This is a genomic window from Curtobacterium sp. SP.BCo, from assembly GCF_051903265.1.
Lineage (GTDB): Bacteria > Actinomycetota > Actinomycetes > Actinomycetales > Microbacteriaceae > Curtobacterium.
On record NZ_CP194337.1, the window covers coordinates 2407551 to 2418910 of the forward strand.

Here is an 11360-nt window from a genome sequence, read left to right on the forward strand (position 1 = left end):
CTGCGCTCCCGGCAAGCCGGTCAGCGCGGCGTGAGCTCCTGCAGCCCGGTGACCCGGAGGAGGTCCAGCTTCGCAGCGTCCTCCGTGCCCGGGACCGCCGTGTAGACGACGATGCGGAGGTCGCCACCGGGCACGCTCAGCACGTCGCAGTCGATCTCGATCGGCCCGACGGGCGTCCGCACGGTCTTGCGGCTGGCACGGTGCTCGGCGACGCGGCCGGTCGTCCAGCGCCGTTCGAACTCGGGGGAGTCGCGGCGGAGCCGGGCGACGAGCTCGGCGAGGTCCCGGTCGGCGGGGTAGCGGCCGAGCGCGGCGCGGAGGTCGGCGGCGAGGTCGCTGGAGAACTCCTCCTGGTGGGTGTCGTCCCACTCCACACCGTCGTGGCCGTGCATGAAGTGCCGCCACACCAGGTTCCGCTCGATGCCCGTGTACCGGTTCGGGTCGCCGGTCATCGCTGCCCAGAGGTCGTTCCAGAGGACGATGTCGTGCGTGGCCGTGAACACCGCGAGCGGGACGTCCCCGAGGCGGTCGACGATGCGCTGCACGCCGGGGGTGACGTGCCGAGGGACCACCAGTCGCGACGGCGGGACGACGGAGGCGACCCGGCAGAGGTGGTCGCGCTCCTCCTCGGTGAGCCGCAGCGCCGTGGCCAGCGCGTTGAGCAGCTGCGCCGACGGGTTCGTGGCACGGCCCTGCTCGAGGCGGACGACGTAGTCGACGCTGACCCCGGCGAGCGCGGCGAGCTCCTCGCGGCGGAGGCCCGGCGTGCCCCGGCCCGGGCCGGCGGGCAGGCCGACCTCCTCGGGACGCACCCGGTCGCGCCAGGAACGCAGCACACTCGCGAACTCGCTCATGCCCACCATCATCGCCCCGCGCCTCCCGGCCTCCCTGGTACTGGTGGTCCCACTGTCGAGCGGTGCCTGGGGGACTCAGCCACGGGGGCGCAGGGTCGGGGCATGACAACGACACTGATCACCGGAGCCAACCGCAGTCTCGGTCTCGAGACGGTCCGCCGCCTCGTCGATGCCGGGCACACCGTGTACGCCGGGATGCGCGACCCGTCCCGCGGCGACGATGCCCGCGCGCTCGGCGCCCACGTCGTCCAGCTCGACGTCACCGACCAGGCGAGCGTCGACGCGGCGGTCGCGTCCCTGCCGTCGCTCGACGTCCTCGTGAACAACGCGGGCATCCTGGGCACGTCGTTCGGGGTGGACGACCTGGACGCCACGGCCATCGCGGCCGTCCTCGACACCAACGTGACCGGCGTCGTCCGGGTGACGCAGGCGGCGCTGCCGCTGCTGCGCAGATCGGCGAACCCGGTCGTGGTGAACGTGGCGTCGGGGGTCGGGTTCCCGCGGTGGCTGACCTTGCCGGGACGGGACGAGTTCCCGGTCCCGGCCGTGCCGTACCCGGCGTCGAAGGCGGCAGTGATCGCGCTGACCGTGCAGTACGCGAAGCTGCTGCCGGAGTTCCGGGTGAACGCGAGCGACCCCGGGTACACCGCGACGGAGTTCAACGGGTTCGGTGGGCACCAGACCGTGACCGAGGGCACCGACGCCACGGTGGCGCTGGCGACGCTGGGTGCGGACGGTCCGACGGGGGAGTTCCACGACCGCACCGGCCGCATCGAGTACTGACGCGCGCCGCGCCGCGCGCGTTGTCTGGGCGAGCGTGGGCGCGGCCCGGCGTGCGCTTCGTGAGCAGCAATGGTCGGGTCGGCGTGCCCGACCCGACAGTTCCTGCTCACGAAGTGCGCCCGGCACCGGTGCCACGGGCCTGGAGGCGCGGATCACCTCAGGCAGGCACGCGCGGCCCGGCCGGTGGCCCGGTGCCCGAGCGGCGGCTTCAGTCGTGCACGTCGGCGCCGAACCCCGGGCCGGGGCGCATCATCCACCCGTCCGCGTCGGGGAGCGCGCGGAACCCGAACTGCTCGTAGAGACCGTGGGCGTCCGCGGTGAAGAGCGCGAACCGCTTCAACCCGAGCGGCTCGATCGCCTCGGTCACTCCACGCACCAGGGCGACACCGACTCCGCGGCCCCGGGATCCCGGGTCAACGAACACGTCGGCGAGCCAGCCGAACGTCACCCCGTCCGTGATGACCCGGGCGTACCCGAGCTGCTGCCCCGTCGCACTGTCGTAGACGCCGAAGTTCCGGGAGCCGGCGATGATCGCGCGCTGGGTGGCGAGGTCACGTCCGCGCGCCCAGTACGACTCCTCGCTGAGCCAGCGGTGCACACGGGTGACGTCGAGGTCGTCGGGGTCGTCGGAGAAGCGGAGGTCCATGCAGCCAGTGAACCGTCGGGCGCGGAGCCGGCACAACGGCCGATCCGCTCCCGGTGGCCCGGGTCAGGCCGCGTGGCGACCGGCTCGCACCCGGCCGTCACGGAGTTCGACGACCCGGTCGGCGAGGGCGATCACGAGGGGGTCGTGCGTCGCGACGACGGTGGCGACGCCGCGCTCCCGGGTCAGGGCCACCACGAGTTCCATCACCTGCGCCGCGGTCTCGCTGTCGAGCTGCCCGGTCGGCTCGTCCGCGATGAGCACGCGCCGGGGCAGGACGAGCGCGCGGGCGATGGCGACCCGCTGTTGCTGGCCGCCGGAGAGCTGCCCGGGTCGCTGGCGTGCGTGTCCGTCGAGCCCGACGGACGACAGGGCCGACGCGACCCGGTCGTCCCGCTCGGCCCCGGGGCGCCGGGCGACGCGGAGGGGGAGTTCCACGTTCTCGGCGGCGGTCAGCGTCGGGAGCAGCCCGAAGTCCTGGTGCACGAAGCCGACGACGTCCCGGCGGAGCGTCACGAGGGCGTCCTCGGATGCGGCCGAGACGTCGACGTCACCGATCCGGACCGTGCCCGAGCTGGGCCGGTCGAGTCCGCCGAGCAGGCGGAGGAGCGTCGACTTGCCCGCCCCCGAGCGACCCCGGACGACGAGGAGCTCACCGGGGTGCACGGCCAGGGAGACGTCCTCGCAGCCGGTCACCTCGGCGTGACCGTCCCGGTAGCGCCGGGTCAGGTGGTCCGCGGTGAGGGCGGCGTCAGGCATCGTCGTGCTCCGTCCGGTCGTTCGTCGTGGGCTGGTCGTGGTCGCCGCGGTACACGCCGACGTGGTCGGACCGGAGCGCCAGCCGCACCCGGTCCTGCAGCCCGAGTCGGTCGACGTACTCGCGGGGGAGCTGGAGGCGACCGGCCCGGTCGACGAGTGCGTACTCGCGCGCGTCGCCGGTCGTCCCCGCCGTGGAGCGGAGGGTCTCGGTGGCGGTCCGGCCGTCCCGGATGCGCACGGTCCGGCCGACGTGGTCGGACACGGCGGCGTCGTGCGTGACGATGAGCGTCGTCGTCCCGGTCTCCCGGTTCACCGTGCGGAGGGTCTCGAGCAACCGGGTGCTCGTCGCCTCGTCGAGCTCGCCGGTCGGTTCGTCGGCGAGCAGGACTGCGGGGTCGTTCGCGAGCCCGACGGCGACCGCTGCTCGCTGTCGCTGGCCGCCGGACACGTCACCCGGGCGTCGGTCCAGGACGTCCCCGAGCTCGAGCAGGTCGACGAGTTCCCCGAGCCGGGCGGACCGGTCCGGCGTCCGCCCGAGCTGCATCGCGAGCAGCACGTTGTCCGCGATGGTCAGGTACGGCACCAGGTTCCGCTCGGTCTGCTGCCACACGAAGCCGACCACGCGCCGGTGGTACTGCAGGCGGGTCCGGCGGTTCATCGTGGTGAGGTCGACCCCGGCGACCGTCGCCGATCCCGCCGTGGGGCGGTCCAGCGCGGAGAGGATGCCGAGCAGCGTGGACTTGCCCGAGCCGGACGCGCCGACGAGCGCCACGAGCTCACCGCTCGCCACGTCGAGGTCGAGTCCCTGTAGTGCCTGCACCTCGACGTCGTCCGCGGTGAAGATGCGCACGAGCTCACGGCAGCGGATGGAGCGGTCGCGTCCGGACACGTCCGGCATGTCGGTCATGGTGCACTCCTGTCGTCGACGAGGGCCGACCGTCGCCGGTCGGAGAGGACGGCGACGACCGTGGCCGCCGTCGCTGCGAGCCCGAACGCCACCGCGGTCAGCACGATCGTGAGCGGGTCCGGGGCGACCCGGGCGGTTCCCGGGACGATCGCCGGCGCCACGATCACCGCGGACACCAGCCCCGCCACCGTCCCACCGACGACGCCGAGGACGCAGCGGGGCACGAGCTCCCAGACGGTGACCGCGGTCCGCTCGCGCCCGGACAGCCCGAAGGTCCGCAGCAGGGCGCCGTGCCGGCGACGCTCGGGGGCCGCGGCGACGACCGTGATCACGACCGCTGCCGCAGTGAGCAGCGCGGCGAGGACGAGTCCGCCGACGACCACGGCCGCGGACCCCGCGACGAGGACGCTGGTGTCGAGTCCCGTCGTGTCGCCGCTCGTCCGTGCCGTCGCCGAGCGCAGGGCGTCCAGCAGCACCGCCGCGAGCACGCCGGTACCGGTCGCGAGCACCACCGCGCCGAGCACCCAGGCCGGGGCCGCACCGCCCCGAGCGTCCTCCGCCGTGCCGAGGAAGGCTGCGGCGCTCCGGTCCCGCACGAGTCGGGAGGACCAGCGGACGACGGTCGGACGGACACGGAGCAGGACCACGACGACGGTCGCGGCGACGAGCAGCGGCGCCACGACGACCAGCGGGTCGCCGGCGGGCGGCGTCGCGCCGACCGGGGTGCCGTCCGGCGCTGCCGACCGGACGTTCCGCAGCACCGCGGCCACCGCGGCCGCGGCCCCTGCGACCACGAGCGTCTCGAACACCCAGCGGAAGGGAGCGATCCGGGCACCCCGGTCGTGCAGGGCCTCCGCGAGGGCGACGACCGCCGTGACACCCGGTGGCAGGACGAGCCCGATCACCGCCGCGGCGATCCCCGTCGATGACGACGCGTCCGGCAGTAGGAGCACCGCGGCGAGCCACCCGAGCAGCGCGCCCGGCACGGTGGCGAGCCCGGTCTCGAGGACGGACCGCAGTACCGTCGCCCGCGTGCCCGCGCCCCGGGCGCGCAGCAGTGCGCGGTCGCTGCGACGTCGCGCGACGACCACGGACGTGGCGAGCACCACGACGAGCAGGGCGGCGCCGAGGGGCCCGGCGGCCGACACGGCGAGGAGCTGGCCGGACGCCGAAGCACGCTGGTCGGCGAGGTCGACCAGACGGGGGAGGAACGAACCGAACCGCAGCACCCGGGCGTCACCGTTCGCGGTCGTCACGGCCGGCGGGTCCGCGAGCAACCGGTCGAACCCCGCCGTGATCCCCGGCAGCGACGCCGTCGAGATCGCCGACGGGTCGAGTCGGTACCACGCGGAGACGTCGAAGCCGCCGAGCTGCGGCCCGAGTTCCGGCCAGGTGCTCGCGTCCACGAAGACGATCCCGTGCCGGGTCGGCGTCTGGTCGGACGAGTACGTCACCGAGGTCCTGCTCCGGCCGGGGTCCAGGGCCCAGAAGTCCGATCCGCCGGCCTTCGGGGAGACCAGGCCGACGAGGCGGACCGTCACCGGGTCGCCGGCCTGTGCGAGCTGCTGTTCCTCGCCGACCCGCCAGCGCATCTCCCGCGCGGTCCGGGGGGTGGCCACGACCTCGACGGCGCTCGCGATGCCCGTCGCCGGTGTCGGCCAGTGCCCGGCCACCAACCTCGATTCGTCGCGCAGCCCCGAGAACGCGTCGATGCGGTAGCCCGTCGCGATCGGCAGTCCGTCGGGCAACCCGCTCGCGGGGAAGTCCCGCAGCCCCCCGGCGGGCAGCCCACCGGAGGAGACGCCCGCGGCACGCGCAGCGACGTGGCCGTCGTCCAGGACGGCGCGCAGGCCGGGACGCATGTTGGCGTGCGCGGTCCGGAGCCGGTCCGGCAGCGCCTGCCAGACCTGCCGGAAGAAGTCGTCCGGGTCCGTGACGCTCGCATCAGGGGCGAGCGACACGCCCGCCACGGGGTCCCGGTAGGCGGGTGAGGCGCTCGCGACGGTCCGGCTCAGGTCGTCGTCCAGGAGGCCCGTCACCAGTCTCGGCACACCCACCGCTGCGAGCGTGGTCACCATCACGAGCACCGCGAGCGCCAGCAGGGCACCGCCCTGGTCGACGACCGACCGCCGGACGAGACGCACCCGCCGGGGTGCGCCATGCGGTGCACGCGCGCCCACCGGGGCGCGACCGACGTCGCGGGCGCTCACCGTGCCTCCAGCCCGGTCCGTCGTGCGCTGCGGCGGACCGCGGCCGCGTGGACGAGTGTCACGACGATCCCGGCGACGACCACCACGGTGACGACCGTGATGACGACCCACCAGGTCGGGACCAGCGGGACGCCGAGGCCGGCCGGGGCCCGTGGCACGCTCGCGCGGACCGCGGCGGCCCCCAGGAGCGCCGCCGCAGCGGTGCCGGCCACGATGCCGACGACCGCCCCGAACCCGCTGGTGAGTGCCGGACCGACGGCGCGGAGTCGGGCCTGCTGGGACGCCGTGACGCCGCTGAGTCGCAGGCCGAGCGCTTCGTCGCGTCGGTCGCGGGCCACGGCGGCGGCGGTGGCGGCGAGCACGAGCACCGCGCAGAAGAGCGCGGCGGCGGTGCCGGCCAGGAGTGCGAGGACGACGAGCCGGGCGAACCGGGCCTCGAGGGCGGTGGACGGCTCCGAGACCGTCGCGTCCGGGAGCGCGGCTGCGAGCGCGGCACGGGATCCGTCGTGCGCCGCCCACACCTCGCGGATGCGCTGGGGTCGCTGCGAGGCGGCGAGGATCGCCCGGTCGAGCGCCGGGAGGTCGGCGAGGTAGGCGGCTCCGCCGTCGGTCCCCGGGACGGTCGGCGCCGTGCCGACGACCCGCGCGCGGAAGCTCGCCCAGTCGCCGTTCACGGTGACCGTGTCACCGAGCGATGACCCGGTCGCGGTGCTGGCCAGGACGGGGACGACGCGGTCCGCCGAGGGCATGAGCCGGACACCGACGGTGCTGCCCGGCTGTGCAGCGAGCGCGAGGCTCGCCGCACCGATGCCGATGCCGCCGTCCGTCCCACCGGTGTCCGCGTCCGCGCGCAGCCCGGAGGCGTCGTAGGCGTCCTGCGCGGGCGTCCACCGGTCCTCGGGCAGGGCGACGGTGCGGCCGGCGACGCTGAGCGAGCGGACGTCGACCCGGACGTCGTCGAGGTCCGCGTCACCGCTGAACCGGAGGTCGACCGCTCCGAGCCGCCAGGGACCCCCGGCTGGGACCGTCCCCGTCAACCGTGCGTTCTCGCCGCCGATCTGCAGGTCGTGCGACACGGTGCTCACCGGCACGACGTCGCCGACGTCGTCGACGAGCCAGGCGACCGCCTGCAGGGCGACGTCGGGGTCGGTCGTCGGCGACTCCCTCGAGGTCCCGTCCGGAGCGAGGTCGACGGTCGTCGCCGAGCCGACCGACGTCCGGACGCCGAGGTCCAGCGGTGCACCGCCCGTCGTCGACCGTCCGAGCGCGATGCCGGACGCACCGGTGCGCAGCCCCCGGACGGCGCGGGTCGCGTCGAAGGTCTGCGCGGCGACCGGGAGCATCGCCGGGAGCGCGCGGGTGTCGATCCCGACCACCTGCACGGACTGCACGGACTGCGCGGCGTCACCGGGCGTACCGGTGAGCCGGAGCACCGGGCGCACACCGTCGGCGGCGGCTCCGTCGTCGCGGACACCGACGGGCAACAGGTCGGACGGGCCGTTCACCGGGAGCGGACCACCGACGTCGGCCCGGAGTGCCGCGCCCTGCTCGACGCGTCCGCTGTCCTGCAGGAACGCGCGCGTCGACGTGTCCACCGTCGCCGTGAACACCCCGGAGGCGACCGCGAGCACGAGGAGGGCGGCGGGCACGAACAGTCGCCGACCGTCGCGCGCTGCCAACCGGAGCCCGAGCGGGCGGACCAGGCCGGGACGACGTGCGGACACCCGCGCGAGGACGGAGAGCACGGGGGAGAGCACGAGGGCACCGGCGACACCGAGCGCCGTCAGGAGTGCGGCGGGCGCGACCACCGCGAGCGGATCACCGGTGGACGCGGCGGCCGTGTCGCGGTACCGCCACACGGCGACCGCGGCGAGGAGCACCAGGAGCACCACCGCGGCGCCGTCCCGCACGACGGCGCCGCGCGTGGCGTGCGGGACCGCGGACGCCTCGGCTGCCCGGGCGGCGGACAGGGTCGCCCCGACCAGGGCACCGACCACGAGGACGGTCACCGCGCCGGCGGCGACGACGGCGACCACCGCGGTCGACGTGGTGCCCGGTGTTCCCCAGCGCGCACCGGCGACCGTGGAGCCGACCACGCTGCCCACCGCAGCGCCGATCGCTCCCACGACCAGCGCCTCCAGGCCCGCCACCCCGACGAGCAGCGCCTCCGAGGCACCACGCGCCCGGAACAACCGGTCCTCCGCCGTCCGGGCACCCGACAGGAGTCGCCCGGCGAGCAGGAGGGCGACGGCGCCCGCGACGACGACGACCGAGACCGGGACCGGCGCAGCCGCACGGACGGCCGACACGGCCGCGACGAGCACCGTCGCGTTCTCGCGGACGCTCCCGGCGTGGCGGGTCGACGTGCCACCGTCGACGGCGAACCGCTGGGCCGCGGCGGCCGGCAACGACCCGAGACCGGCACGCAGGCGGTCGAGGTCGGCAGCGGTGACCCGGTCGGGATCGGGCCCGACCGTCCACGTGGTGGTGTCGCCCGACACCGCGCGGTCGACGAGCACCGGGACGTCGGAGAACGACTGCCGGACGAGCTGCCGGAACGCTCGGTCCTGCGCGGACGGGTCGCCCGAGGCCTCGATCGTGAGCGTCCGGCCCGCGGCGGGCAGGTCCCGGAGGGCGGCGCGGAGTTCCGTCGTCGGGGCCTGGAGCACGAGGTTGAGCGCGGTGCCGGCGACCCCGGCGAGGACGGCGGCGATGAGCGCCACGACCGCGAGGAGGCCGGCGCGCCTCCGGGAGCGGAGCAGCCAGGGGCGGAGCACGACGGCCATGTCCCCCCTCTCGCAGTCGTTGCGTCCGACAACTGTATCCAGCGTCACGCGCCCGCTGCGGCGTCGGCGCACGGCGCGTCCACGTCTGCGACGATGGTCGGATGCGCGCCGTCCAGTACGACTCCTTCGGTTCCACCCCCGCCGTCATCGACGTGCCGGACCCCGTGGCGCCCGCCGACGGCGTGGTCGTCCGGGTCGCCGCGACGGGGGTGTGCCGCAGCGACTGGCACGCCTGGAAGGGCCACGACGACTCCGTGGTGCTGCCGCACGTCCCCGGGCACGAGTTCGCCGGCGTCGTGGCGTCCGTCGGGTCCGACGTGACGCGGTTCTCGGTGGGGGACCGGGTCACCGCACCGTTCGTCTTCGCGTGCGGCCGCTGCGAGCAGTGCCTCGACGGCGCGACCCAGGTCTGCACGCGACAGCAGCAGCCCGGTTTCACGCTGCCCGGGTCCTACGCGGAAGCGGTCGTCGTGCCGCACGCCGAGGTCAACCTGGTGGCGCTGCCCGACGCCGTCGGGTTCGCCGAGGCCGCCGGGCTCGGCTGTCGCTTCGGGACCGCGTACCACGCCCTGCACGCACGTGGACGGGTCGCGGCGGGGGAGTGGGTCGTGGTCTACGGCTGCGGCGGCGTCGGACTGTCGACGGTGCTGGTGGCGAAGGCGGCCGGTGCGCACGTCGTCGCCGTGGACGTCTCGGCCGCCGCGCTCGACCGCGCGGCAGCACTCGGCGCGGACGTCGTCCGGATGGACGAGGACGCCGTCGACACCGTGCGGTCCCTGACCGGCGGCGGCGCCCACGTGTCGGTCGACGCGTTCGGCAGCCGGGCGACCTCGGTCGCCGCGGTGGCCTCATTGCGACCCCGGGGTCGGCACGTGCAGGTCGGCCTGCTGCTCGACGCGGAAGCCGCTCCGGCGATCCCGATGGGTCGGGTGATCGGCGAGGAACTCGAGCTGCTCGGCAGCCACGGGATCGCCGTGGGGGAGTACGCCGCGATGCTCGACGACGTCGTGGCCGGACGGCTGCGGCCCGCCGAGTCGATCGGGCAGACCATCGGGTTCGACGACCTGCCGGCGGCGCTGGTGGCGATGGACGGCCCGGCGACGAGCGCGGGGATGACGGTCGCGGTTTTCTGAGTTATCCTCGGTGCTTCGGTCGGTAGACGTCCGCCTTCGCGCCGCCCGTGAACACCGTCGACTGCACGAGGGTCAGATCGAGTTCGTCGGGCAGCCCGTCGAAGATGCCGCCGCCGGCCCCGAGTGCGACGGGGAGCACCACGAGGCGGTACTCGTCGACCAGCCCGGCCCGCGCGAGGCTCCGGCAGAAGCCGGTGCCACCCTGGGCGAGGACGTCCGGGCCGTCCTCGGCACGGAGTCGGTCGACCTCCGCGGTCAGGTCGCCGTTCGCCACCCGGGCTCCGGCCCACGTGTCCGCAGCGGGGGAGTCAGCGCCTCCGAGGTCCACCGTCGACGGGTCGTAGTCGGCCTGCCGGGTGAAGACGACCTTCGGGACGGCGTTCATCGCCGCGGCGATCGGCGTCGTGTCGTTCGCCCAGAAGCCGGCGATCGACTCGAAGGACCGACGGCCGAACGCGTGCACACCGGCGTGGGACACCGTGTCGAGCACCCAGGTGGCGGAGTCCGGGCTCGCAGCGCGGAACATCCAGTCGGACTCCGTCCGTGCGCTGGCGACGTGGCCGTCGAGGGACATCGACATCTTCAGGACGAGCTTCCGCATCGGACACCGCCGGTTCCGAGCACCCCGTGGTGCTCTCGACGGCGATGCTAGAGGGGAGCGGTGCGCTGCAACAGACCAGGGGTCGGATCGACTCAAGTTGACATAATATGCATTATCGGCCAGAAGGGTGCCGAGGTTGCAACCCCGCGATCGACTTCACGAGCGCGCAACCCGCCAGTCACGCAATGCCTGGGATCTTGTCATGGACGCTGCGATCGGAGATCGCTAGTCCGCATTGTCGATAAACGCCTCGAGGTCGCTCCTTAACAGGACCCTCATTGGCTGGTAGGTTTCATCGGAATCCGGCCGATCGAGCATATTCAGCAACATTTTTGTGCTCGCTTTGTCCAGAGTCATTTGAAAGAGCTCGCGAGTCGATACCAGCTCCGCCGCTGGGTCCAAGCGGAATAGTTTTGCGATTGCGCGGTGCCGCACCATGAGCTCAGCACTGCCTGCAGATTTGACTGGCGCGAAGGCGAGATCTACGCATCGAAGCAGACCGTTAGGTCGCGGACACGAGAGTCGTCAGCGGCTGCTCGAGCCTTATGCCGGAGTATCAAAGTAGACCGTCGCGTTCCAGCTGCTCTCCCCGACGTTCACCTCTTCGGAAAACACGACATCCCGCACATCTGACGATGAGATGCCCTGGTTGACCAACTCGTCTGCTAGTCGTCGGAGCAACGC

Annotated in this window: 9 protein-coding genes; 2 read left to right on the forward strand and 7 right to left on the reverse strand. The window is 74.1% G+C overall.

The features are described from left to right. Nucleotides 1-20: 20 nt before the first annotated feature. Entirely contained in the window at nt 21-854 is an 834-nt protein-coding gene (locus ACRQ4B_RS11505) for a helix-turn-helix transcriptional regulator (protein WP_439691575.1), read from the reverse strand. 102 nt (nt 855-956) lie between these two features. Here ACRQ4B_RS11505 and ACRQ4B_RS11510 point away from each other — a divergent pair, with 102 nt between their 5' ends. Then, complete coding sequence (locus tag ACRQ4B_RS11510; RefSeq protein ID WP_439691576.1) at nt 957-1637, forward strand: SDR family NAD(P)-dependent oxidoreductase; 681 nt, start codon at nt 957-959, stop codon at nt 1635-1637. A gap of 208 nt (nt 1638-1845) precedes the next feature. On the opposite strand, the gene ACRQ4B_RS11515 is transcribed toward ACRQ4B_RS11510, so the two are convergent. The 5 genes from ACRQ4B_RS11515 to ACRQ4B_RS11535 all read right to left on the reverse strand — a co-directional run bounded on the left by ACRQ4B_RS11515 (nt 1846) and on the right by ACRQ4B_RS11535 (nt 8942). Beyond that, the gene (locus ACRQ4B_RS11515) at nt 1846-2283 is read right to left on the reverse strand and encodes a GNAT family N-acetyltransferase (protein WP_439691577.1); all 438 of its coding nucleotides are present in this window, start codon (nt 2281-2283) and stop codon (nt 1846-1848) included. 63 nt (nt 2284-2346) lie between these two features. Continuing rightward, entirely contained in the window at nt 2347-3039 is a 693-nt protein-coding gene (locus ACRQ4B_RS11520) for an ABC transporter ATP-binding protein (RefSeq protein WP_439691578.1), read from the reverse strand. Continuing rightward, entirely contained in the window at nt 3032-3946 is a 915-nt protein-coding gene (locus ACRQ4B_RS11525) for an ABC transporter ATP-binding protein (protein ID WP_439691579.1), read from the reverse strand. The genes ACRQ4B_RS11520 and ACRQ4B_RS11525 overlap by 8 nt, the downstream gene beginning before the upstream one ends. After that, nucleotides 3943-6090, reverse strand: a complete 2148-nt coding sequence (locus tag ACRQ4B_RS11530; protein ID WP_439691580.1) for an FtsX-like permease family protein — start codon at nt 6088-6090, stop codon at nt 3943-3945. Before ACRQ4B_RS11530 ends, ACRQ4B_RS11525 begins: the two co-directional genes overlap by 4 nt. 62 nt (nt 6091-6152) lie before the next feature. Next, on the reverse strand, nt 6153-8942 hold the full coding sequence (locus ACRQ4B_RS11535; protein ID WP_439691581.1) for an FtsX-like permease family protein: 2790 nt from the start codon (nt 8940-8942) through the stop codon (nt 6153-6155). Nucleotides 8943-9043: 101 nt separating this feature from the next. Here ACRQ4B_RS11535 and ACRQ4B_RS11540 point away from each other — a divergent pair, with 101 nt between their 5' ends. Then, nucleotides 9044-10075: an alcohol dehydrogenase catalytic domain-containing protein gene (locus ACRQ4B_RS11540; protein WP_439691582.1), complete on the forward strand. Its 1032-nt coding sequence runs from the start codon at nt 9044-9046 to the stop codon at nt 10073-10075. Between the two features lies 1 nt (nt 10076). Here ACRQ4B_RS11540 and ACRQ4B_RS11545 read toward each other — a convergent pair whose 3' ends face one another. Next, a complete protein-coding gene (locus tag ACRQ4B_RS11545; RefSeq protein WP_439691583.1) occupies nt 10077-10676 on the reverse strand; it encodes a dihydrofolate reductase family protein in 600 nt (199 codons plus the stop codon). Nucleotides 10677-11360 lie beyond the last annotated feature (684 nt).

What these genes read in the sequence shown, in the direction of transcription:
- ACRQ4B_RS11520 (WP_439691578.1), bottom strand. Translation starts at nt 3,039, where the DNA reads ATGCCTGACGCCGCCCTCACCGCGGACCACCTGACCCGGCGCTACCGG.
- ACRQ4B_RS11545 (WP_439691583.1), bottom strand. Translation starts at nt 10,676, where the DNA reads ATGCGGAAGCTCGTCCTGAAGATGTCGATGTCCCTCGACGGCCACGTC.
- ACRQ4B_RS11515 (WP_439691577.1), bottom strand. Translation starts at nt 2,283, where the DNA reads ATGGACCTCCGCTTCTCCGACGACCCCGACGACCTCGACGTCACCCGT.
- ACRQ4B_RS11540 (WP_439691582.1), top strand. Translation starts at nt 9,044, where the DNA reads ATGCGCGCCGTCCAGTACGACTCCTTCGGTTCCACCCCCGCCGTCATC.
- ACRQ4B_RS11535 (WP_439691581.1), bottom strand. Translation starts at nt 8,942, where the DNA reads ATGGCCGTCGTGCTCCGCCCCTGGCTGCTCCGCTCCCGGAGGCGCGCC.
- ACRQ4B_RS11505 (WP_439691575.1), bottom strand. Translation starts at nt 854, where the DNA reads ATGAGCGAGTTCGCGAGTGTGCTGCGTTCCTGGCGCGACCGGGTGCGT.
- ACRQ4B_RS11510 (WP_439691576.1), top strand. Translation starts at nt 957, where the DNA reads ATGACAACGACACTGATCACCGGAGCCAACCGCAGTCTCGGTCTCGAG.
- ACRQ4B_RS11525 (WP_439691579.1), bottom strand. Translation starts at nt 3,946, where the DNA reads ATGACCGACATGCCGGACGTGTCCGGACGCGACCGCTCCATCCGCTGC.